The organism is Kribbella deserti, from assembly GCF_042434725.1.
Lineage (GTDB): Bacteria > Actinomycetota > Actinomycetes > Propionibacteriales > Kribbellaceae > Kribbella > Kribbella deserti.
Genome location: NZ_JBHLTC010000006.1, coordinates 334,827 through 357,091 on the forward strand (window position 1 = coordinate 334,827; position 22,265 = coordinate 357,091).

Here is a 22,265-nt window from a genome sequence, read left to right on the forward strand (position 1 = left end):
TGCAACGAGATGAACGTTTCAGCCGGAAAGCGGTTGTTATGGAATCGTTCCGTGCTAGAGGCAACTTCTCGCGGTGGCCCGCTGTGGACGGCATGTGGCAAGCCTCCCGTGACCGGTGTGGACAACTCCAGACAACTTCCGAGATGTCCTGAGATGTCCCTCCGGACAGCTCAGGCGGCGGCGCCATAGCCGTGTCCCCAGCTCGGGCCGTACACCTCGGCTTCGGAGGTGATGGCGACTCCGCCGAACGTGGACTCCATCAGTCGGCCGATGGTGTGGATGACGTCGGCGGCGTCCTCGGCGGGCGCCTGGCAGACCAACTCGTCGTGTACCGGGAGTAGGACGTACTCCGACAGGCCCGCGTCGTCCAGGTCGCACAGCGCCTTGGCCAGCAGGTCGCGGGCCGTGGACTGAACGACGTAGTTCGTCGCGGCGTATGCGCGGTCGCGGTCTAGCGGCAGGTGGCGGCCAAACGGAGTGACGACCTCCTGGCCGCCGTAGGCCGCACTGCGCTGGAGCCTGCGCCCGTAGGCCCGGATGCCGGGGAAAGCCTTGTCGTACTCGGCCACGGCCACCCGGACATCGGCCAGTGGTGCGCCGGTCTGGCGGGACAAGGTGACAGCGCCGCCTCCGTAGACCTTGCCGAAGCCAACGGCCTTGAACAGCTTGCGGGCCTTCTTGCGGGCCTTGTCGTCCATGTGTTCCCACGCCGCGCCGGACACCAGCCGGGCGGTGAAGGTGTGCAGGTCCTCGCCCGAGGCAATCGCGGCCATGAGCGCCTCGTCCCGGGACAGCGCGGCCAGGACGCGCATCTCCACCTGTGAGTAGTCGGCGGCGACGATCAGCTGACCGGGGTCCGCGATGATGCACCGGCGGATGGTCCAGTCCGAGGACGGGAGCTGCTGGAGTGCCGGGTCCGATACCGACATGCGGGCGGTGCGGGCGGCCAGGCTGCGGATGCTCGGGTGGATGCGGCCCTGGTCGTCCACCTTGTCCAAGAACGCCTGCGCGTAGGAGTCGGCCCACTTGCTCGCGCGCTTGGCCCGGACCACGGCGTCGGCCACCGGGTTGGCGGCGCGGGCCTCCAGCCGCTCCCACTGCATCCCCAGGTCGGCCATCGGGAGGAGCACGTCCTTGGATACCGACGGCGCGCCGGAGTCAGTGGTCTCGGTCCACTCCTCGCCCATGCCCTGGAGGGCGGCGATCACCTGGGCGTTGGAGTTGACGTTGGCTACGCCGAACTCGGCGGCCGTCGATCGGTGCCGGGCGGCCTCGTCGTGGAGCTGGGCGACGAGCTGTGACGTGTAAACGGGGTCGATGCGCAGGCCGCGTTTCATCATGGCCGTGGTGAGGAGCTGGACCCGGTGTTCCCAGTGGGCGAGCTTGGACAGGCCGTTGCCCTTGACGAGGGTTCCCAGCTCGCGCAGGAGCCGGGTGGCGTAGATGACGTCCAGGCCGGCGTAGGTCAGGTACAGCGGGTGGGTCAGGTCGATGACGGCCCAGCCGGTGTGCTTGGTGGCCTTGTACTCCTTGCGGAAGACGGCGTGCAGGCCGTCTTGGGTGTCGGCGGCGGCCGGGTCCACGTAGACCTTGGACAGCTCTTTCAGCTTCAGGCCGGTGCCGCCCTGGTGGAGCATGCGCGGGTCACACAGGTGGCCCAACAGGTAGGTGTCGAACACGCGCGGGCCGAGGTCGGCCAGCGGCACCAGGCCGGTGCGGTCCAGGACCAGCAGGTCGTAGGGCGCGTTGTGGACGACGAACTTGCGGTCCGGATCGCGCAGGACACGGGACGCGGACTCGAGGTAGGGGCCGCCCCACTCGACGGGGATGCACCACGCCTCGTCCACGGTTCCGAACTGGACCAGGCGGCCCCGGAACTGGGCGCCGAAGACGTGGAGATCGGTGTTCTCGGTGTCCAGGCCGAGGATCTGGCCGGAGGTGCGGCGGATGAACTCCTCAAACGCGGCCAGCTCGTCGGGGCGCTCGGGGAATCGGATGGTGACGGCGTCGCCGCCGACGCGATAGGGGAAGGTCAGCACGGGGCCTCCAGGAACGACGAAAAGGCCCCGCCCCTCCGAGGTGGAGGAGCGGGGCCAGGTGGCAGAGCGGAGGAGGTCAGCCCAGGAGCGTGCGGACCTTGTCGGCCGAAGTGCGGGCCTTGGCGGCGGCGTTCTCGGCGTTGGCGGCCACGATGCGGTGATAGTCCGCCTCGCGGTGCGCGGTGGTCGCGGTGTCGTCCAGTTCAGAGGCGGCCGACTCAAGATCGGCCACCACGACGGTGAAGGTCGCCAGGGCGGTCTCCGTCTGGGCGATGGCGGCGTTTACACGCTCTGCCGCGGTCGCGGGTGCGGGAGTGTCTCGGGTGAACAGCGGCACGGGTGGTCTCCTCATGCAGGGTCGAAGGCGTCCAGGCTCGGGGCCTGCTCGGTGGTGCTGACCGGTAGTTGTGTCAGCGCGGCCTCCCGTGCTCGCCCTTCTTGGGTATCGGTCGGGCGGGCCTTGCGCACGCCCTTGAAGCCGCGCACGCCCTTACGCTTTGACTGGTCGACGCCACGGTTGACCAGCTCCTGGTAGAGGGTGGTGTTCTGCCAGGGCCGCGAATGGCCCTCGGCCTCGCACCACTCCCGGTACGCCGCGTACAGCTCGGCCCGCGAGATCCAGCCGTCCGGGTCGTTCACGATCGCGCCCGGGTAGAACTCCAGGAGCTTGTCCGCCTCAGCGCGGTGGGACTCCACGGTTTCGGTGACCGAACGCGGTTCGCCCAGTCCGCCGGCGGCGTACCACTCGACCGCGCCGCGCACGGCCCACGCGAGGATGCCGGAGGCTTCAGCGTGGAGCTTGGCCGACAGGCGGGTGTCTTTGCGGGCGCCGGTGAACTGCTGCTTCCACTCCAGGATCTTCACGCGCCGCCAGATCCCGTCGGAGTTGTCGCGGACCTCGGGTACGGCGTTGGTGGACATGAACAGCAGGAACGACGGCATGAACGTGAACGGCTCGCGGTAGAGGAACCGGGCGGTGATCGGGTCGCCGCCGGTGAGGCGCTTCAGCTTGGCCTCAGCCATCCGGGCGCCGGTCTCGGCCTCGGAAGTCAGGACGAGCCGGGCACTGCGAAGCGACGCGACGTCGGACGAAGCTGCCGAACCGTCGTTCTGGTTCCCGGCGGCCAGGAACGTCTCAATGCCCACCGAGGCGGTGATGTTGCCGAACACGTCGTACAGCGCCGAGGTGAAGACGCTTTTGCCGTTGCCTCCGCGCCCGTGGAGCATCACGTAACACTGTTCGGTGGCGTGGCCGGTGATCCCGTAGCCGACGAGGCGGCGGAGGTAACTGGTCATCTCGGATTCATCGGGGAAGCACTCCGAGAGGAACTGTTCCCACCGGGGCGCGGCAGCGTCCGGGTCGTAGTCGACGTCCAGGGCCATGGTCAGCAGGTCGTCCGGGTCGGCGGGCTTCAGCTCGCCCGTCTTCAGGTTGACCGTGCCGTTGCGGCAGGCAAGGAGGTCCGGCTTGGCGTCCAGGTCGGAGGCCGCGACCGCGACGCCGGGCAGCGCCTGGACCTCCTTCATCACCGCTTCGATGCCGCGCGACCTCTGCGAGTCGTGCGCCCAGTGGAGCGCGGCGCGGCGGCGCTTGTCCTCGGGCGACCCCGGTTCGCCGGGCGGCATGGCCAGCGCCTCCGCCATCAGGTCGATGGCCGACTGTTGCGCGGCCTGGCGGACACGGGAGCGGTTGTCCACGGCCCAGGCCGACCCGTTCCAGACGAGGAACCCAAGGGCCGGGGTATGGCGGAGTAGCCCCTTCATCCGGCGGACGAGGCGCTGAGCGTTGGCCAGCTCGGTATGCGGAAGCCGGTCTTCAGCAGGGTTCGGGCGGGGCGCCGGGGTGGAGGCGCTTGGCGTTTCCGCGGGCGGCGTCCACGGGTTGGCTGAGCGGACCGCGCGGGCGAATGCCTGCGGGAACGCCGCCGGGTCCAGCTCGCGCCAGTGCGTGAGATCCTCGGCGGCCTCCGGGAGCTGGAGCACGAACACGGGCAGGCCAGCGTCAGTCATCCGTTGACCCACGCGGGCGTTGAACTTGGAACCGGCTTTGTCGTTGTCCCCGGCGAGGATCACCCGGGCGTCGGGGCGAAGCGCGGCCAGGGCCTGCGCCAGCTCGGCGGAGTCGCCCAGGCCGGCGCCACGGATCAGGAGCGTGTCGTAGCCCAGGCCGACCGAGGTCAGGCCGTCGCCGGGGCCTTCTGTGACGATGACCTCCAGCCAGCCGGTGTCCCCGGGGTACCAGCCGTACCGGCCCCAGACCTCTCCGTCAGGGTTGGCCGGGCCGGACCACTTGGCGGCGCCGGTGTAGGGGTCGGTGATGGCGCGGGCCTGAAGGTAGTGGGCGTGGCCCTGGAAGTCGTACATGGGAACCGTCAGGCGGGGCGCGTCGCGGTACAGGGCGCGGGACAGTCCGTTGATCCGCTTGTCCTGCTTGAGGATCGGGAGATTGCCGTTGCCGCTGTCGAAGCCGAGACGTAGGTTGGCGGCCCGTTCCCGGTTGATCCCAAACCGGCGTTCGGCGTATGCCACGGCATCGTCTGACAGGGCATCGGCGGCGGCGCGGACGTACTGGGCCAGGGCGGCGCGGTGGCCGACGCTGACCGGGGTCTCTTCGGCGCCGGTCAGGCGGACGTCGTCCAGGTCTCCGACCTCCACGTTGAACAGGTCGGACATGCGCAGGCCCATGGCCGACAGGACGTCGGTGGTCTCGCAGCCCGCGCGGCAGTGGGCCATGATCGTCTTGCGCTCGGGGTTGTAGGCGACACGTAGCGACGGGTCGCTGTCCTCGTGGGCCGGGCACAGCGTCAGGTAGCCGTCGCCCTCGGCGTCGACCCCGTCGAGCTGGCCGAGGAACGCGGCAAGGGTCAGGCCGGTGGTGACGGGAGTCGGGTCAGAGAACGGGTCCATGCGAGGCGGCCTCCGGTGGTCGTGTAAACGGCAGAAGCCCCGCCCCTCCGGATTGGAGGAGCGGGGCCAAGGTGATCGGGAGTTGTGTCAGCCGGACGCGACGTGCTCAGTAGACGACCTGGCCGCATGCCGGGCAGTACGCCGCCGGTTCCACGTCGCCGTCGTCGGCAGCGCGGTAGGTCCGGCGGATACGGCCGGTGCAGTGGGCAACGGAGCACCGGTCTGCGTCGACCTCGTCAGTCGCAGTCGTGGTCATCGTGGTGGTAGCCGTAGCCGTGCGGGTTGGTCTTGGTCCTGGTGGTCGACGGCTTGTTGTAGGTCTTCGGCCTGGAGGACCGGGAGGTCCCGGACGGTTTCGGGTTCTTGCCCGCCGGAAGGATCAGGGCATCGTCCACGCAGTACGGCACGTTGTAGGTGGAGGCGCCGCAGGCGGTCAGCCCGGTGACGAGGGCCAGGGCAGCGAACAGGGAGATAGCGTTCCTCATCAGCGGGCCGCCCGCCGGTGCAGGGCGCGGGCGGTGCGTTGGGCTTTGCCGGTCCGCCGGCGGGCGGCTTTCACCCAAGCGGGCACGGTCCCGCTGTAGAGAGAGCCGGTGCGGCCTCGGGCGACGAGCGCGGTCAGGAACGCGAACCGGTGGTCCTGCTTGGCGCGGTGCGCGTCGTGGATCTCGGTCAGGGCGTCGCGTTCCTCGGCGTTGACGCCGGGGAGCTGGACCATGGGAAAAGCGTTCACTTGGTGATCTCCTCTGCGGTGGTCGGTGTGGGGATCTCGTCCCAGAACTGGCCGCCGTAGCGGCGCTGGTCCTCGCGGGCAAGTGGGTCAGCGATGGCCTGCCACTCGTCGTCAGGGCGCGTCATCTGGTCTCGGCTTCGGCCAGGCGGCGGACGAGGTCGCGGAAGGTTGCGGCGGTCATGGCTATGTAGGCGTGTTCGGCGCTCTTGCCGCGACGCTTCACGGCAACGACGCCGTAGGGCTCCTCTGCCCGGACGGCCTGGACCGCCGCGCCCGCCAGGCCGACGTTCAGCGCCTCGGTCACGGACCTGTAGTTCTTGGCCTGGATCACGAACGGCGACAGGTGAATGTCTCCGACGTCTTCGTAGCCCTCCTGATGGGGGCGGCGGACCTGGCGGCCGTGGACCTCTGCCAGGAACCGGGTCAGCTCCAGCTCGAACCGATCGCCCTTGGCCTTGTTGGGGTTAGCCACGCAGCGCCTCTCTGACCGTGGTCATGAAGCGCTCCAGAGCCTCGCGGGTGACGTACCCGCCGTACTGGTCGCGGTAGCGGCTCTCCAGGTGCTCGCGCAGCCGGTCGACCGGGCCGTGTTCCAGGGACTCCGGTGTGTGGGTCTCGAACGGTGAAGGGCAGGAACAGCCGGAGTCGTCGGCCCACTTCAGGTTGCCTTCGGCATCGATCCACACGGCGGTGTAGTCGAATTCGTAGGACCCGCTGGAGAAGTCAAGTTCTCCGACCAGAGTCAGGCCGTGGTCTTCGGGCGAGTAGAACAAGCTCATGCAGCACTCCTCAGGTGACGGGGGCGCGACGCCGGGCGCGCGGCGTAGGCGGTGATGAGTGAGGTGGCCTTTGCGGTGCGGCGGGCGGACAGCAGAGGCAGGACGGCGCGCATGACCGCGACGGCTCGGGCGCCGGTGATCTGGGCGACCATCAGCGGCTTGTAGCCGTTGCGTCCGGGTGGCTCCAGATGGGTGGAGGCGTCCATGAGGTCAGCGGCGCGAATGATGACGTCGTGGTCGGACATCTTCACGCGGATGCGCGGGTTGTTGCGTGGGGCATCGAAACAACCCTCCCCGTCGAGTAGGCCGGCCAGCCATGCGGCTTGCTCCGGCGTCATGGGGTGAGCTGATGGCAGGACAGTCATAGGCTCATCCGCGCGCACCGACGATCACGGCGACGAGGAGGCCGAGTGCGGCGAACACCAGCAATGCAAGGCCGAGTGGGATCAGGGCGGGCAGTAGGACCAGCAGCCAAGGCAGTGATGCGCCTGCGGCTTTGGTCATCGCGGCCAGGACGGACACGATGATGCCCACGGCAACGGCCTTGGCGAGGATGCCGCCCGCGCGGTAGCTGCGGGAGGTGCGGTCCGGGGTGTAGTCGATCTTCACGGGGTGTCCTCCTGAGGGCAGTCAGGACAGGCGCCGAGCGGCGCGTGATAGGTCAGATGGCAGGTGGCGCAAACGACCTCGGACGGGAGGAGGACTGCCGTGTCGGGGTCGTATTCCAGGAACATCGGGAGGTCGTCTCCTCGGCCGGATGGAAGCGGAAGGCCCCCGTCCTCCAGGCGCGGAGGACGGGGGCCTTGGGATGCGTCTAGCGGTGGCCGATCAGAACGGCGCTTCGGTGTTCTTGGCCAGGTAGGCGCGGGCGATGGCCTTGTCCGCCTCGGTGGCGTCGGCCAGCTTCCACGGCTTGCTCTGGCCCTTCTTGGCCTCGCCCTGGCCGAGGCGGCCGAGCACCATGCCGCCGATGCGGCCCTTGATCTGCGACTGGAGCACCTTGGGGAACACCAACGTGTCCACCACCTCGGTGTCGACGTGCTCGCCGTCCAGGACGATGACGTCGGCGCTGACGGCCGAGGTCTCACCATGGACGGTGTTAACCGCGGGCTCGTAGCCCTTGACCTTGAACAACAGAAGGCTTCCCAGGTACTCGCCCCACTGGATGCCTTCGGCGCTGGACGGGCCGCTGAACTGGTCGCTCATGCTTGTGCTTGCTCCTTGCTCGCGCGATGGCCGTTGCGGCCTTGACGAGGAGGAGTTGTGTCAGCAGGGAATCCCAAGCTCAGCGAGGAAGGTTGCACCAAGCAACGAGCGCCGCCGCGTGCGAGTACGCCTTGTAGAACAGGCGTTTACACGCCCTCATGCGGCGCCCAGCTCCTTCTTCCGGGTCGACGCCAAAGCGGTCAGGCCGGGCGTCCAGGAGCTGGCGTTCTGCGCGTACAGGGCAACGAGTGCGTCATACGACGGCGCGGCCCGGATCAGGTCGACCAGCGACGCCTCCGGCGCCTTGGTGACGGTGAGGGATGCGAAGTCGTGGGCCAGGTCTTTGCGCTTGCGCCAGTCGTGGACGCCGCGTGCCAGAGTGGACGCGACGGTCCAGCCCGACGCGATGTCCGCCCACACCAGGCGGGCGGCGCCCGCGCCGGCCGGGAGGTGGACGACCACGCCCCACTCCCTTGACGGGTTGCCGAGCAGCGGAGTCCGGCGGCCTACGGTGTGGTCGTAGTCCTCGGAGTTGGCGTAGGTGCCAAGCTGCATGCAGATCTTGCCCATGCCGAGATCGATGTTGCCGGTTTTGACATCACCGATGAGGGCGTCGCCGGGCTCCACCAAGTCACCATCCGGTGTCATCAGGCGTTTGCCGTGTCTGGCCTCGTAGGCCGCGAGGAACTCCTGTGTGAACCGGTAGATACGGTCATACGAGCCACCCACGCGGAGACCGTCATTCACACAGAAGCCCTCGATACCAACGGACTCCAGACCCTCGGTGATCGCGCGGTAGGCGTTCAGGTCAGGGACGTACTCCTCGGGGACGTTGCCCAGCGGCTCGCCCTTGTCGATGCGCTCGGTGTAGGAGTGCAGCGCGGTGCCGATGGTGGCCTTGGCCGATCCGGCGGCGGCGTCCTTGGCCTGCTTGGCAATGTCGTTGAGGTTGCGCTTGGCGTATCGGTCGTTGGGGTCGGAGATGGCCAGCGCGGCGAGCTGGAGGTCTCGCCGGGCGGCCATCCCCAGGACGACCATTCGCTGAGACCAGAGGTTCAGGTGGTAGGTGTCTTCCAGGGCGCCGACGAACGTCGTCACGCGCTGGTAGGCGACCGGTTCGCCGCCTTCTGGCGGGGTGATGAGCGGACGGCCCCATTGGTCGCGGGGCAGCTCGGACGAGACGGTGGAAAAGGGGTCGGTGGTCACAGGCGGACGGCTCCTCTGTGTCTGCGGGTAGATGTCCGCAGAGGAGTTGTGTCAGCGCTGTGATGCGTGCCTGGACCGCCGCAGGTGGCCAGGACGCGGGGAGGAGGGGGGCAGGGGTCACCCCAGGGCAGGCAAAATCCACCTACTCTCAATGAGCGATCGCATTAAGAGAAAGGTGGAATAAGGCTGTCCCCCGGGTGCCCCCTGCCCCCCGGGTTGTGGCGCTACAGGGCCTTGAGGACTGAGTCCAGGCTCTTGCGGATGTCGGCGGCGAGCGCCTTCACCGCCGCGCGTTCCTTTGCCGTCAAGGGCAGGCTGGTCAGTGTCTCGGCGTGCTCCACGAGGACAGAGGCCAGCGCCATGGCTCGGGGCAAGGTCTCGCGGTTACCTGCCTGGATGCCGACGGCTCCGGCGGTGGCCGCGTTAACGTCGCGCTTTTGCGCGATGCGGTCGTTGGGTGATCCTTCTTGGAAGCCCAATGCCTTGAGGTCTTCGGTGTCTACTTGCTCGCGAAGGGCCACGTTTACATGGTGGCTGAGTAGTGATTGCATTTTCTTGCGCTGCTGATCGCGAATGTTGAGGCGCGAATAGATTTCGCCCATTGCGTGTTGATAATCGCCGGATCGGCCTTGCCAGTCAGGGGCGTCATTGCGGGTGAAGTTCGAGCGCAGTTTGACTACGTCCTTACTTGCCTTCTTGATGAGGTCCGTCCGGGTGGCGCCTTGCTCTAGGTAGTCACGCAACGTTGCGGTGATCTGGTCTATGAGTTTGGCCACGGCTTTGGTCGGCGGTGTGTAGGCACCGGAGGTGGGGCGCGCCACGGTTCCCCCAAGGTGTTCGGCGTCGGGACCACTAGAGACTAGGGCCACCGGCTGGCCGCCGCAACACAGGAAGCCTTTATGTGTTTCTAACGCAAACAGCCCTGCCGCTCTCGTTGGAGAGTGACAGGGCTGTCGTTTACACGGGACCTACGACAGGGCGCAAGCGATCCGGTCGGCGTGGCGGTGGAGGTCTTCGACAGTGCCAGCGTTGGGGACGGTGATGTCTGGAGTGAAGTAGTCGAGAGCGCTCTCAGATACGTGATCCTCGGCAGGGCGCGGAATTCGGGGATTCACGATGCGGACTGTCGATCCTCGTAAATGGTTGCGCACGGCATCTACCTCGTTACTGAACCGCACATCGGTGATGACGACCGGACCGTGGACGGTGGCGGCCTGATCGAGCACGATGCGCAGCCAGAAATCTGGATCGAGATCGCGCACGCCCATTCCCATGTGCTGGAGGGTCCGGCGTACCTCGCGCAGTTCCTTGGCCTTGTCCCAGCCGAGGGCCTGGACGAGGTGGGAGAGGCGGGTCACGTACGGACCCGGGTACGGCAATGCCCAGCCCTCCCGGGCGAGGACGCCGTATTCGTCGGAGGTGACAACGATGAACGGGTCTTGTTTCAGCACTGCCGTGCGGAGGTTGTCTCCGAAAGCCAGCCGGGTGAATCCGTGTTCGCTGCACAGCCGGGCGGCGAAGGTGTCTTTGCCGTGCCGCTTGCGTCCGAGAACGCCGATGATGCGTGATGCCAAGGCTGGTCTCCTGACTGAGGGGATTGGTCAGTCAGGGAGTTGTGTCAGCGGCGCGGTGGCCTGCTCAGGCTTCGCGGTGGCGACGCTTGAATTCCTCCACCTCGTGGAGCACGGCGCGTAGCTTGGCCTCCAGGGTGTCGATTTCGGCGCGCATGCCTGCCTTTTCGCCTGCCCAGACGGCGCGGTCCTCGGCGTGGCGGGCGCGTTCCTCCACGATCTGTTCCCGCAGCCGGCGGTTGTCCTCGGCCAGCTCGTCGCGGGCGTGTGCCACGACGGCAACGGTCAGGTCGGCCTCGCTGAGCAGGGCGGCGCGCTGACCGGCGGGGGTGGCCGCAGCCCGGCGGCGCAGGTACCACCGGGCCACGGACTCCAGGTACCGGAGGACGCCCGCGCCGAGCAGGGCAACGATGACGGGCGTCCACTCCATCAGTCGATGTCCCCCGGGACCGGGACCTCGTCCTCGGGCGGGACCGGGACCGGGTACGGGGTGACCTTGTCCCGCAGGACCGCAGCGGTCGGGACCAGGAGGGCCGCGACCAGGACTCCGCCGATAGCGGTCACGACGGAACCGGTCAGGACTCCGACGGTCCCGAGCAGGACCAGGACTGCGGTGGCGACGCCGTACAGGTAGACGCGGACGGGCTCGTTTTCCTTGGACAGGAACTTGGCAAGGGCGTTCATTCAGGGGTCTCCGATCAGACGATCTTGTAGCCGTACTTGGCCATGACGGCGCCCGTCTTGGGGCCGAAAATGCCGTCAGGAACCAGGCGGTTCTTCTTCTGGACGTTCACGACGACCGGCCGCAGGAGATTGGCCGCGCCCTGCCACAGGCCCTTACTGGCCTTGTCCATCCAGGCCCGCTCAGTGGCCGTGCTGGTGTAGCCCAGGCGCCGTGCCCACGCGAGGAACTGGCGAATGTCCATGTAGGTGGCGTCAGTGGGCCGCATGCCCTTGGCCAGGTAGCCGGGCTTCTGGTTGCAGCCGTACTGAATCGACCAGGTGCTGATCGTGACGTCGCGGGAAGTGGCCGGCGGGACCGGCTTCCCGCGGAGCTTGGCCGCGACGCGGGCAACGGCGGCGGCGGTCCCGATGATCTCGAAGTGCATGCCGTCCTTGCGCCGGGTGTAGTCCTCGCCCCAGCGGATGACGTTCTTCCCGGTGACCGGGTCGACGTAGTCCCGCAAGTGCGCGTGGATCTTGGCCTTCTCCGCTGCCGACCAGGTCCCGGTCACGCCGAGCGGATGCTTGGTGGCGTTGGCGTCCAGCGCGGTCCCGCTCGCGTGGTTGCTCAAGGCAACACCGCCACGGATCGGCCGTTCGGCGTAGCCCCAGTCATCGAAGATGCCGCCGTCGATGTCTTCCACGTACTTGTCGATGAATGCAGCGATGCGGGTCAGGAGGTAGCCGGCGTCACCGGAGCGAAGCCGGACCCTGCGGGTAGTGCCGGGAATGAGCTGGACACTGGTCAGGCGAATGTCATTCGCGGACCAGCCGTTTTGTGAGGTGGGCATGGTGAAGCGATCTCCTGCGGTAGGTGGCTGGTCAGGCCGGGCGGTAGCGGACAGAAACCGTGAGGATGTCGTTGGTTGTCCAGGTGAAGGGCAAGGCCGCGGCGATGCGGGTGCCGGATTGGTCGCCAATGCCGAAGCTGCTTGGGCTGCCGACGGTCCAGGCATCGCGTTGCATGAGGGCTGACGCGGATGCGTCGAAGCATGAGACCTGGCCAACCGGCGCGGTGAATGCCCAATCAGCATGGGCATTGACGGGCAGGCTGAGCAGCCACGCGCCGTTGCCGTACGTGGTGCTCGCGTTCATAGTCACCTTGAAGTAGCCGACGACCATTCCGCCGGCGTAGCGCCAATGGCCAGTGCGGGGCGCGCTTCCGAACGAGGGGCTGGTGGTGCCACCGGTCCACGAAGGCGTCCAGGTCTGCCACTGCGATTCCAGCGGCACCCAGCCGTTGCCGTCGTACTGTGCAAGCACCGTGTCTGCGGTGGTGTACGCGAGCATGCCGTCTGCCTTGACCGCCGTCAGGGCGTTGTCTCGGGCGGCGGCGTTGGCGAACCGCATAACGGATTGCTGCATCAGGTAGCCGTCCAGCTCGTCGCCGGTCAGAACGTTGCCGTTGGCAAAGTCCTTGAATCCGAGGCCAGCCATGTGGAGTGCTCCTAGGAGATAGTCGTTGTCAGGTTCGCGGGCTGCCCCAGCCGATAGGCAGGGTTGAAGGTGCCGATACCGGCGCCGGGGTTGGGGTCTTGCGTGTACTGGACCTGGAACTTGCCTCTGCCGGTGCCGCCGAGCGCGGACACGGGGACGGTGATGGATACGCGAGTGCCGGGCTTCTCTGACTCGGTCACCGGTTCGTTGTGCACAACCTTGAAAAACTGGTCGGCCGGGACCATGCCGCCGTTGAATCCGGCGTCCGGGACGATATGGCGCACCTGGCGGTAGATCGGTACGTCACGCGGGAGCACACGAGGCGAATCCCACGAGATCGTCACGTCCGTTCCCGCGCCACCGGCTTGGGTGACAGCCACATTCCGGGGTGGCGACGGGTCGTAGTCCGACTCTCGCGTCAGCAGGTGAGCCGGGCCGAGTTCATAGTCAATAAGCCAGCGGTCCGGCGTGATCAGGTGCGTGGTCGACAGGATCGCGATTCGCTGGTCCGCGCCGTCAACGTTCAGCGTGGCCAGGCCGGGCACGCGGCCCTGGATCTGGGCCGTGGATTGCATCGGTGCCCGCAGAGTGCGTGTAAACGGCAGCGGCCGGACCTTCAGTGGAAGGGTGCTGACGAAGTTGCGGACGGTGGGGCCGAGCCGGTCGTTGTTCACGTCCAGGACGCCGAGGTCCACGGTGACGTCTTGGCGCCGGGCGGTGCCGGGCGTGGCGAAGGGGCCGAACGTCACGACGGTGTCCGGCGAGCTGGCCAGTGCGGCGGTCACTGTGACCGCCGTGCACCACAAGGCCGAGTCCTCACCAACAGTCCGTTCGGTGTAGGACACGGTCCGGTCGGTGTGGGTCTTTCGGCCCAGGGCGGCGGGCGCCACGCCGGTGACCAGGGCGGGGTCATCGGTGAAGCGCAGTGCGCTGTCCAGCGTCGTACCGCCAGACGCGGGACGGGAGATCGACTCGAAATCGATCAGGCTCAGCCAGGGAGCCAGACGCCAGTACAGGCCGTAGTAGCGGCAGGCCCGCCACAGGGTGTCCAGGATGGTGGCCGGGGTGTCGGTCACGGCGGTCACCGGCAGAAGGCCGGCGGGCATGATGTTGACCATGACGCCGGAGTCCACGTCGGAGTCGGCGGTGAAGACGCCACCTGTGGCGCCGAGTGACAGGTAGGTCCGGGCTCGCTCGGCCAGGTGCTGGTGCTGGTTGAAGTTCTGCGGCGGGGCGTCTTGGGTGGCGAAGTACTCGGTAGAGCTGGACGCGGTCAAGCTGACGCGGTGGGTGCGGGTGGCGGTGTTACCGGGGAGGTGGGGGTCCAGGTCCACGGTTTCCGTCATGGATGCGTCGTTGATCGTGCCCAGGAACAGGGTCTTGACGAACGGTGTTCCGGCGCCGTACTCGATCCACAGCCGCTTGCCCTTGTGGGCCATCAGTCCGGGCAGGGTAGAGGTCAAGGTGGCGGTGGTGACTTCCCGGCGCACGAACAGGCCGTCCTCCACGGTGGAGGGCTCGTTGACCACCAGTGAGGTGAAGTCGGGCGGGATGAGCTGGAACGCCGAGTCATGTCCAAGGGTGCTCTCACCCAGGATTCCCTCACCCAGAACGAAGCCCTGAGACGCGACCTTGAACGACAGCTTGGACACGTCGTAGTTGGCGTTGCCTGCCCAGTCGTTCGGCCCGGCGGAGGTGGTGAATTCGGCGGCGGTCGCCCCGCGGTTGACCATCGCGGCGTCCACGTCGACCGCGTCACCGACGGCGAAGGTCGGGCCGGTGCCGTCCCAGTCGAAGATCATCACTGCCAGGCGAACGGCGCCCGCCGGGGCCGTGCCAGTGACGGTGTAGCGGGTCCAGTCGCCCGTCAGGCTGTGGCCGTGGACGGCCGAGCTGACTTGCACTCCGGTCGAGCTGTAGAACGACATCTGCGGCCAGACCGTCCGGCCGACTCCGCCGTCCACCCCGCGCAGGTACACCGAGAAGGTGAAGACCTCCCCAGGGCTGACGGGGATCTGGCCGGTGGACCCCAGGATGCCGCCGGAGTTGTCCGAGCCGTTCGCGGTGTCGCAGACAGCTCGGACGAACCTGTCCCCGTGCCAGCCGCCAGATGAGGCGAGCGACGCGGTGAAGTCGTCGTCAAGAAGACTCCACCACGTCAGCCCGTCCTCAAACGACGAGTTCGCCAGCAGGTTGAACGCGCTCACGTCAGTGCCTCCAGCGCGACCCGTTGGCGCGCTCGTAGTCGGTGATGGCTTGGACGACCTGGCGGCCGACCTCCGGGCCGCTGGTCAGGGCGTAGACGTTGATGACCGGCGCTGGCGCCGACGCGGAACCGCCACCGCCACCGGCAAGCGATGCCGACAAGGCGACCGACGGTGACGCGGAAATGCCGTTCTCGATGTCAGAGGTGACGCCGCCGAGGAACCGCTTCAGCCGGTCCGTCTCGCCGTCCATGCCCTTGATCAGGGACAGGAGGATGGCTGAGCCGGCGGGCGTGAGGAGGCGCTTGTCCTTGGGCAGAGGCCCCTTCCAGGACTGAATCCAGCCGGTCACGTTGCCCAGGTAGTTCTTCAGGTCCCCGACCTTGGACGAGATGCCGTTGATGAGTCCGCTGATGATGGACCGTCCGGCGTTGTAGAGCGTCGAGCCGACGTTGCCGACCCACCGCAGGACCGATGAGCCGATGCCCCGGAAGAACGAGGCCACGTTGGCCCAGTAGGACACGTAGCCGGTTGCCAGGCTGAGGATGATCTGGCGGCCCTTGGTGTAGAGCAGGCTGGCGGTGTTGCCTACCCACTTGACGACCGCCGAGGCGATGCCCCGGAAGAACGCGGCCACGTTCGCCCAGTAGGACAGGTAGCCGTTCGCCAGGCTGAGGATGATCTGGCGGCCCTTGGTGTAAAGCAGGGCGGCCGTGTTCCCTACCCATTTGAGGACTGCGGAACCGATCCCTGCGAAGAAGCGGCCGATGGTCGTCCAGAACGACAGGTAGCCGTTCGCCAGGCTGACGATGATCTGGCGGCCCTTGGTGTAGAGCAGCTTGGTGACGTTGCCGACCCAGCGCAGGATCGCGGAGCCGATCGACAGGTAGAACCTGCCGATGGTCGCCCAGTAGGACACGTAGCCCTTGGCGAAGCCGACCAGGACGGCGCGGCCCTTGTCGAACAGCCACGAGGCCGCGTTGCCGACGGCGCGGGCGATCTTGCCCGGCAGGTCGCGGAAGAATGACAGCACCGAGGAGAACGCCGAGGCCACGCCCTGGCCGAAGCCGGAGAAGAAGGCGCCAACTCCCTTGACGGCGGCAACGACCGCGTTGACGGCGGCCAGGACGCCGGTCTTGACGGCGCTCCAGGTGGCGAGCAGTCCGCTACGGAAGCGGTCCGAGTTCTTAAAGGCCCATACGAGTCCGGCGACGAGGGCGGCGATCGCGACCACCAGAATGCCCACCGGGTTGGCCGTGAGGACGATGTTCAGCGCGAGCTGAGCGACCGTCCATGCCTTGACGGCGGCAACGACGGTGCCGAGGATCGCGGCGAATGGCGCGAAGAAGTCCTTGTTCTGAAGGACAAACCCGGCCAGCTTGCCCAGGAGCACGACCAGCGGGGCGATCACGGCGGCGAGCGTCTTCAGGACGGCTGCGAGCTGGCCGCCCGGTCCGGTGCCATCTTGCATGCCCGACACGAACGCCATGACGGCGGGCAGAGCCTTGGACAGCGCCGGGACCACCTTGTTTCCAAGGAAGTCCACCAGACCCATCTTCAGGGTGCGTGTAAACGCGGTGATCTTGCTCTTGGCGGTGTCGCCCAGGGTCTTGTTCACCTGATCGGCCGCACCGGCGACCTGGCCGAGGCCCTTGGTCGCGGTCGATGGGTCGAGTTTGAACAGCGCGGCGCCCAGGTCCTCGGCCTGCGTGCCGAACAGGCCGACGGCAATCTGTGCTTGCTTCGCGGGGTCCTTCACGCTGCGGAGGCGATCAAGGACGGTGTCCAGGCCCTTGGCGGCACCAGGGCCACCCTTGGCGAACGTCGCGGTCATCTCAGTGGCACTGAGGCCCAGCGCCTTGAACGCGTCGGCCGAAGTCTTGGAGCCGTCGACAGCGCGAATGCTGAACTCCTTCAGCGCGTCCGCGACGAGGTCGGAGTCCCGGGCACCGCCCTGGAGTCCCTGCTGGATAAGGCCAAGTGCCTGTGTTCCGTCAACGCCGAGCTTGCGGAACTGCGTGGAGTACTCGTTGAACGTGTCCAGCAGATCCTCAGACTTGTTCAGCCCGAGTTGCTGGCCACGCGTGAGGATGTCGAAGGCGGCCTTGGCGTTGGGCGCCATGTTCGTCTTGAGCATCTGACCCACGGCGCGGGTGGAGGAGACAGCGTCCTCGCCGGTGATCTTGGCGTAGTTGAGGACGCTGGCGCCGACGTCCTCAATTGCCTTCTCACTGTCGTTGATCGACACGAGGCCGTTCTGAAAGGCGGCCTTGATGGCATCGCCTGTCTCGGCCACGGACTCGCCGTAGGCGTTCTTGTAGAGGTCACCGGCGGCCTTGCCGACCTTGGCCGATGCCGGGCCGGTGAGGCCGAGCTGGGCGTTGAGAGTGGCGGTCGCGTCCTGGACATCCAAGGCGCCAAGGAGGGCGCCGGACAGTGCCGTTCCGGCGCCAACGCCGACGCCGGCCAGGACGCCGCCGAGCTTGCCCCACTTGCTTTCGGTCTCGCTGACGGCGTCCTCAGCAGCCTTCGGTACGGTCGCGATTTCTTTGCGGGCGGTCGATGCGTCCGCCAGGAGGCCGATCCGCACGGCGGCGTTGGCTGCTGCCATCACTGTCTCCGGAGCTTCGGGGCAAGGCGGACGAAGGCGTCTCGCTCGGCGCGGGTGAGGTTGAGGTACTCAGAGGGCGGGACGCCGGTTGCGAGGCAGAACGCGGCCAGATCGTCCGCGAGACTGCGTGCCCTCAGTCGTCTTTTCCCGAGTCGCTGTCGGGCTCGTCGGCCACGACGTCGGCGTCCTCGGAGGTGAAGTAGTCGGCCACCTGCGACATCGGCATATCCATGGCGCGCCGGTAGGCAATGCGGACGCTGTCGCCGGTCTCGCGGCTGGAGTGGATGGTTACGGCGGCGCGCAGGAACAAGGTCCGGTGGACCTGCGCCAGTTCGGTGATGTCCTTGCCGAAGGCCGCGTGAATAGCAAGCTCGTCGTGGCCGGTCAGCGAGTCGATGACCTCGTCAACGGTGGCGGTGGTCTGTGCCATGCTCAGAGTCCCCTCTTGCGGATGATCTGCTGGAGTGAGTCGGTGATCTCGGAGACGGCTTCAGGTGCCATGACCTGATCGGTCTTCCGGGTGAACTCGGCGGGCGCGATGTTGCGCGCTTTCCAGCCGTAGTTGACGACCGCGGCGTAGGGCCGGGTCGCGCGGCCGACGGTGACGACGGCCTTGTTTTTGGCGCGGTTGCCTCGGACGGTGGCCTTCAGGCGGCCGGTACGTGTGGGCACGAAACCGGCCGCCACGGCGGCGCCTCGCTTGGCAAGGTTGCCGAAGGCATCCTTCAAATCCGCGATGTCCGCGCCGAGGCCCTCCAGCTCGCGGACGAGCTTCTTCAGCCCTTCGACGCGGACACCAGACGCCGCCATCGTCAGGCCGTGACCTTGGTGGGCTTGCCGGTCAGCGGCCATACGCCCTCGAACGTGAACCGGGCAGTGGTGGAGGCGTTGGCCTCGCCGCCCAGAAGGTCGCCGTCGGGCTCGGTGACTACGGCAACGAAGTCGTAGTGCGGCTCGGTCGGGGACGGCGCCACGTTGCCGTAGGGCATCAGCGTGCCGTTGACCTCCGTACCGGCGGCGGTCCAGATCTTGTCCCAGATCGTGCCGGTGGTGGTGTCCTGAACTGCGGTGAACTCCAAGTTGTACTGACGGGCGCCACCATTGGCGGCGTCAGCGAAGGTGACAAAGTCGGAGTCTGCTTCGCCGGAGGTGATGACCGACCGGCTGACCTGTGCGGTCACGGTCTGGCCGTCGATCTCCAGCTTGAGCAGACGAGTGCCGAGAGGACCGGCCATCTGCGTTACTCCATTTCCCGGCGTCCTGCGGCGATGAGGCAGGGCTGACCAGAGCGGTTGTCTTGGGAGGTGGTGCCGAACGTGACGCTGTCCACGGCCATGACCTCGGAGAGGGCGGCGTACAGGAGCGGGATCAGCTCGTCGGCCTTCTTCTGGGCGGACTCGACGTCGACCGGGAGAAGCACGATGACTTCCCACTGGCCGATGCCGCCGAAGATGTTCGGGTAGTCGACGCGGGCGAGGACGACGTTGCCGTGACCGGTCTTGCCGCCTTGGCGGTAGTACGGGTGAACGTTGACTCCGGCAACGGTGTTCGCGGCGTCGGCAAGGGTCTGCCGGGTGCTCACCCGACCACCAACTTGCGGTGCGGCGCTTCCAGGCGGGTGATCTCGTTGTCCATGCCGATGCGGGTCACGGAGACAGTTGCCTCGGACATCGTTGTGGACAGGCCGAGAGGCAGGCCGCGCATCACGAGGTTGCGGTGAACGCGACGGCACAGCGCCTCGGCCAGGTCGGCAGGCCACTCGGCGCCGTCAGCGGGGACGATGCACCGAGCGGCCTGCGCGGCCTTCTCCGCCAGGAGGGCCGCCCCGATCTCCTCGCCGGACCAGGCGCCCTCGTCTCCGAGGTAGACCCGGACCGTGTTCAGATCAGGGGCGGCCACCGGTCACGCAGCCGGGTCGTAGCTCAGCTCACGAACGCCCGCCAGGCGGGTGATCGCGGAAGCCTCGTAACCCCACACGGCCAGGTCGACCTTCTCAACCCGGTAGTCGAAGCTGAAGCGCTTCGGCGCCGAGACCCACTGGGAAACGTCGTTGCGGTTCAGCAGGTAGCTGGACTCCGCGTTGACCTGCGAACCGGAACCGAGCGCCCACGCCGGGCGGCCGACGTAGGAGCCGATCTGGATCGAACCCCAGTCGGCCTCACTGCGGCCCTGCGCGTTGGTCGGGTTGAGGATCGGGAAGATGTTGCGGCCGTCGGTGTACTTCGCGGCGGCCAGCGCCATGAACAGGTTCTCCTCCAGGAACAGGTCACGCATGCGCGCGCCGCCCCGGATGAACTGGAGCTGAGCCAGGCCCGGGAGGATCTTGTTCGCGAGCACCTCGTTGCCGTCAGCAACCGCGAGGGTCGCCAGGGGCGCCGGGGTGGCGGCGTCCAGCAGGGCCGCCACGCGCTCCTCCACGGCCTCGTTGTAGGCGCGGACCATCTCGTTCCAGATCAGGCCGGAGACCTGCGGCGAACCGCCGGCGTCGATCACCTCTCGGGTGATTTCGACCTTGCCGGACAGGGCGCCCGGGGTGACGGTCTGGGACGTCGCGGTGAAGCCACCCGGCGTCGGGGCGGTGCCCTCGACGTGCGCGGCCACCAGGTTGGTGGCGGTGCCGAACTTCGGCAGAACGAACGGCGTCTGGTCGCCCAGGGTGCCCTTGCGGACCGCGTCGGACATCGGGGTGCCGAAGTCCAGGTTGTCCACGTACAGGTCCGGGCGGGGCCGTGCCGGGTTCAGCGCGGCGACGTCGCCGGTCGTCGCGGCAAACGCCACGTTCATGAACTTCTCGACCCGCGAACCGGCCTCGCCGTCGCCCTCGCGGGCGAACGCGAACAGGTCGGTGGAGAAGTCGTGCGAGCCACGCAGGCCGTCGAACCGGTAGGGCAGCGGCTCGGCCTTGACGCCCTCGTCAGCGGCGGCCTTGACCACCTCGGGCTTGTCCTCGGGCTTGGGCAGGTGCGCGGCCAGGGCGGCGCCGATGGCGTCCGCCAGGCCCTCGAACTTGGGCGCCTCCACGGTGATGACCGGCGCTGCGGCCTGCTCGGCCGAGGCGGTCACGGCCGGGGCCTCGGTGCCCTCGGTCTTGGTCTCGTTGTCCACGAGGGACTCCTTCTTGGTGTGGGTCGCCTCGGCGGCGACAGAAGTCACCCGGGCGCTGTCGTACGCCGGGGCGGGGGTGAGGGAGATCTCCACGAGAGGCGCGGAGATGGCGTGATTGACGCCGTCCTTGACGTCGAACCGGCCGCCTGCGGCAACGCCGATGGACAGGCCGTCGTAGACGCCGTCCTCGGCCATCTGAAGGGCAAAGTCACCTTCGGGGCCGCGGGCAACCTTGAACGAGGCAACGAGTCCCTCGTCCGTCTCAGCCAGGCTTGCGGCGTAGCCGACGGCGCGGCTCCAGTCGTGCGAGATCAGGAGCTTGACGCGCTTGGCGTCGGCGTAGGTGAGCGTGCCCTTGGAGAACGACCACGACATGCCGCCGGAATCGGCCACCGTGCCGAAAGGCACAGCCAGGCCGGTGATCGTGCGGGACTCGCGGTTGACCTTGAACGTCACGCCGGGCGGAGTGGCCTCTAGCGCAACCTCCACCTCGGGCGCGTCGAACTTGTGGTTCGTCACGGGTGGGGTTCCTTCGGAATCGGAAGACTCATCCGGCGGCGCGGAAGGCGCGGCCTTGGCCTTCGGGAGCGGGGGTTTGCCCTCCAGCTCGCGGACCTCGCCGTCAGGGCTGATAGCGCCGACGCGGAGACCGATCTCGTACGCCTCGTAGCGCTCCTTGGCGGAGCTGCGGAGGAAGGCGTCCAGATTGATCTTCACGAGGTGGCCGCGCCGGGTGACGTCGGCCATGGACAGCCGCTCCTCAATCGCCACCACGTAAGGGCTCAGGACGAAGTCCGTGAACTCCTTGCGCTTGTCATAGGCGTTGAAGTACGTCCGCGACGTGGTGGAGACGCCGAGGGCCTCGGGCTCGATGCCAGACGCACGGGCGATCTCAACGACCGCGTGCTGACGGGCCTCGTGGAGCTGGAGCTTTTGCGGGTCAAAGCCGCTGACGGTGTACTTGAGCGCGGCCGGGACGTACGCGGTGGACCGCTTGAGACGCGCGGCCTTCCACGCGTCGAGCAACGCCTGAACGTCGTCGTCGCTGATCGGGTCCGCGCCCTCGCGCGGCTCGAAGTAGTCGGCCGGCGGCGTGCCCTCGGCGTAGTTCGCGGCCGAGTTGTCCAGCCGCAGTGAGGTCCGGATTGCGCGGGCTCCTGCGTATAGGAGCGCCTCGTTGGGAGAGTCGAACCGGATCAGGTCCGCGTCCGGGACGTGCTTGCCGTTGACGAAGACCTTGCCGGGCTCGTACTGGTAATCGCGCATCTCTGGCAGCAGCGGCCAGCCGGTGCCGTCGTCAACGTCGAGCGGGTTCAGTCGCTTGACGAACGTCGGCCACCCGGCGCCGTCGCGCTCGATCACCTGCCACCACGCCTTTGCGTAGAACAACAGGTCCTCGACCGTGAGCGTCATCGTGATGACGCGGGCGCGGTAGCGCTCGGGCTGATCGAGTAGCGGGTTGCGGGTGACGGCCTTCTTGCTGTCCAGCACCTCGGCGGGAAGCTGGCCGATCGTCGCGGCGATGAGGTCGCGGGCTCGTTTGACGGCAGGGACCTGAATGGCGATCTCGCGGACGACGGGCGCGGCCTTGGCGATCGGGTCGCCGTATCCCGTCAGGCCGAAGATCTGCGCGGGCACCGAGCTGGCGTCCACTGCGTAGGCCAAGGCGGCCTGTGTCTCCAGGGCAAACGAGGTGACGGGGTCGCGGCCGAACGCTTGCGCAAGACGGGCGAGGATGCCCATT

Annotated in this window: 26 protein-coding genes; all 26 read right to left on the minus strand. The window is 67.6% G+C overall.

Going from position 1 to position 22,265, the window contains the following annotated elements:
* Nucleotides 1-170 precede the first annotated feature (170 nt).
* Nucleotides 171-2,039: a DNA polymerase gene (locus ACFFGN_RS07015; protein WP_380044505.1), complete on the minus strand. Its 1,869-nt coding sequence runs from the start codon at nucleotides 2,037-2,039 to the stop codon at nucleotides 171-173.
* A gap of 76 nt (nucleotides 2,040-2,115) precedes the next feature.
* Nucleotides 2,116-2,376: a hypothetical protein gene (locus ACFFGN_RS07020; protein WP_380044506.1), complete on the minus strand. Its 261-nt coding sequence runs from the start codon at nucleotides 2,374-2,376 to the stop codon at nucleotides 2,116-2,118.
* Nucleotides 2,377-2,387: 11 nt separating this feature from the next.
* Nucleotides 2,388-4,946 carry a phage/plasmid primase, P4 family gene (locus tag ACFFGN_RS07025; protein ID WP_380044507.1) on the minus strand — a complete coding sequence of 853 codons (2,559 nt, stop codon included), beginning with the start codon at nucleotides 4,944-4,946 and terminating at the stop codon, nucleotides 2,388-2,390.
* Nucleotides 4,947-5,182: 236 nt separating this feature from the next.
* Nucleotides 5,183-5,431: a lipoprotein gene (locus ACFFGN_RS07030; protein ID WP_380044508.1), complete on the minus strand. Its 249-nt coding sequence runs from the start codon at nucleotides 5,429-5,431 to the stop codon at nucleotides 5,183-5,185.
* On the minus strand, nucleotides 5,431-5,679 hold the full coding sequence (locus ACFFGN_RS07035) for a hypothetical protein (RefSeq protein ID WP_380044509.1): 249 nt from the start codon (nucleotides 5,677-5,679) through the stop codon (nucleotides 5,431-5,433). The genes ACFFGN_RS07030 and ACFFGN_RS07035 overlap by 1 nt, the downstream gene beginning before the upstream one ends.
* On the minus strand, nucleotides 5,676-5,804 hold the full coding sequence (locus ACFFGN_RS07040; protein WP_380044510.1) for a hypothetical protein: 129 nt from the start codon (nucleotides 5,802-5,804) through the stop codon (nucleotides 5,676-5,678). Before ACFFGN_RS07040 ends, ACFFGN_RS07035 begins: the two co-directional genes overlap by 4 nt.
* On the minus strand, nucleotides 5,801-6,151 hold the full coding sequence (locus ACFFGN_RS07045) for a hypothetical protein (RefSeq protein ID WP_380044511.1): 351 nt from the start codon (nucleotides 6,149-6,151) through the stop codon (nucleotides 5,801-5,803). Before ACFFGN_RS07045 ends, ACFFGN_RS07040 begins: the two co-directional genes overlap by 4 nt.
* On the minus strand, nucleotides 6,144-6,458 hold the full coding sequence (locus ACFFGN_RS07050; protein ID WP_380044512.1) for a DUF7574 domain-containing protein: 315 nt from the start codon (nucleotides 6,456-6,458) through the stop codon (nucleotides 6,144-6,146). Before ACFFGN_RS07050 ends, ACFFGN_RS07045 begins: the two co-directional genes overlap by 8 nt.
* The gene (locus ACFFGN_RS07055; RefSeq protein ID WP_380044513.1) at nucleotides 6,455-6,796 is read right to left on the minus strand and encodes a hypothetical protein; all 342 of its coding nucleotides are present in this window, start codon (nucleotides 6,794-6,796) and stop codon (nucleotides 6,455-6,457) included. The genes ACFFGN_RS07050 and ACFFGN_RS07055 overlap by 4 nt, the downstream gene beginning before the upstream one ends.
* 31 nt (nucleotides 6,797-6,827) lie before the next feature.
* On the minus strand, nucleotides 6,828-7,067 hold the full coding sequence (locus ACFFGN_RS07060) for a hypothetical protein (protein ID WP_380044514.1): 240 nt from the start codon (nucleotides 7,065-7,067) through the stop codon (nucleotides 6,828-6,830).
* A 219-nt stretch (nucleotides 7,068-7,286) separates the two neighbouring features.
* Nucleotides 7,287-7,664, minus strand: a complete 378-nt coding sequence (locus ACFFGN_RS07065) for a hypothetical protein (protein WP_380044515.1) — start codon at nucleotides 7,662-7,664, stop codon at nucleotides 7,287-7,289.
* Nucleotides 7,665-7,820: 156 nt separating this feature from the next.
* On the minus strand, nucleotides 7,821-8,870 hold the full coding sequence (locus tag ACFFGN_RS07070; protein WP_380044516.1) for a hypothetical protein: 1,050 nt from the start codon (nucleotides 8,868-8,870) through the stop codon (nucleotides 7,821-7,823).
* Between the two features lie 224 nt (nucleotides 8,871-9,094).
* Complete coding sequence (locus ACFFGN_RS07075; RefSeq protein WP_380044517.1) at nucleotides 9,095-9,691, minus strand: hypothetical protein; 597 nt, start codon at nucleotides 9,689-9,691, stop codon at nucleotides 9,095-9,097.
* A gap of 147 nt (nucleotides 9,692-9,838) precedes the next feature.
* A complete protein-coding gene (locus ACFFGN_RS07080; RefSeq protein WP_380044518.1) occupies nucleotides 9,839-10,444 on the minus strand; it encodes a deoxynucleotide monophosphate kinase family protein in 606 nt (201 codons plus the stop codon).
* A gap of 64 nt (nucleotides 10,445-10,508) precedes the next feature.
* Nucleotides 10,509-10,871 carry a hypothetical protein gene (locus ACFFGN_RS07085; protein ID WP_380044519.1) on the minus strand — a complete coding sequence of 121 codons (363 nt, stop codon included), beginning with the start codon at nucleotides 10,869-10,871 and terminating at the stop codon, nucleotides 10,509-10,511.
* Complete coding sequence (locus ACFFGN_RS07090) at nucleotides 10,871-11,125, minus strand: hypothetical protein (RefSeq protein WP_380044520.1); 255 nt, start codon at nucleotides 11,123-11,125, stop codon at nucleotides 10,871-10,873. The genes ACFFGN_RS07085 and ACFFGN_RS07090 overlap by 1 nt, the downstream gene beginning before the upstream one ends.
* A gap of 14 nt (nucleotides 11,126-11,139) precedes the next feature.
* On the minus strand, nucleotides 11,140-11,955 hold the full coding sequence (locus tag ACFFGN_RS07095; protein ID WP_380044521.1) for a M15 family metallopeptidase: 816 nt from the start codon (nucleotides 11,953-11,955) through the stop codon (nucleotides 11,140-11,142).
* Nucleotides 11,956-11,986: 31 nt separating this feature from the next.
* Nucleotides 11,987-12,601, minus strand: a complete 615-nt coding sequence (locus ACFFGN_RS07100) for a hypothetical protein (protein WP_380044522.1) — start codon at nucleotides 12,599-12,601, stop codon at nucleotides 11,987-11,989.
* An 11-nt stretch (nucleotides 12,602-12,612) separates the two neighbouring features.
* Complete coding sequence (locus tag ACFFGN_RS07105; protein WP_380044523.1) at nucleotides 12,613-14,808, minus strand: carbohydrate binding domain-containing protein; 2,196 nt, start codon at nucleotides 14,806-14,808, stop codon at nucleotides 12,613-12,615.
* A gap of 1 nt (nucleotide 14,809) precedes the next feature.
* A complete protein-coding gene (locus tag ACFFGN_RS07110; RefSeq protein WP_380044524.1) occupies nucleotides 14,810-17,416 on the minus strand; it encodes a phage tail tape measure protein in 2,607 nt (868 codons plus the stop codon).
* Nucleotides 17,417-17,549: 133 nt separating this feature from the next.
* Nucleotides 17,550-17,846 (minus strand): hypothetical protein, encoded by a 297-nt coding sequence (locus ACFFGN_RS07115; RefSeq protein ID WP_380044525.1) that lies wholly within the window; start codon nucleotides 17,844-17,846, stop codon nucleotides 17,550-17,552.
* Nucleotides 17,847-17,848: 2 nt separating this feature from the next.
* The gene (locus ACFFGN_RS07120; protein WP_380044526.1) at nucleotides 17,849-18,268 is read right to left on the minus strand and encodes a hypothetical protein; all 420 of its coding nucleotides are present in this window, start codon (nucleotides 18,266-18,268) and stop codon (nucleotides 17,849-17,851) included.
* Nucleotides 18,229-18,651 (minus strand): hypothetical protein, encoded by a 423-nt coding sequence (locus ACFFGN_RS07125; RefSeq protein ID WP_380044527.1) that lies wholly within the window; start codon nucleotides 18,649-18,651, stop codon nucleotides 18,229-18,231. The genes ACFFGN_RS07120 and ACFFGN_RS07125 overlap by 40 nt, the downstream gene beginning before the upstream one ends.
* Nucleotides 18,652-18,656: 5 nt before the next feature.
* A complete protein-coding gene (locus ACFFGN_RS07130) occupies nucleotides 18,657-18,998 on the minus strand; it encodes a hypothetical protein (protein ID WP_380044528.1) in 342 nt (113 codons plus the stop codon).
* Nucleotides 18,995-19,315 (minus strand): hypothetical protein, encoded by a 321-nt coding sequence (locus ACFFGN_RS07135; protein WP_380044529.1) that lies wholly within the window; start codon nucleotides 19,313-19,315, stop codon nucleotides 18,995-18,997. Before ACFFGN_RS07135 ends, ACFFGN_RS07130 begins: the two co-directional genes overlap by 4 nt.
* Nucleotides 19,316-19,318: 3 nt before the next feature.
* Nucleotides 19,319-22,264 carry a phage portal protein gene (locus ACFFGN_RS07140; protein WP_380044530.1) on the minus strand — a complete coding sequence of 982 codons (2,946 nt, stop codon included), beginning with the start codon at nucleotides 22,262-22,264 and terminating at the stop codon, nucleotides 19,319-19,321.
* Nucleotide 22,265: the final 1 nt, after the last annotated feature.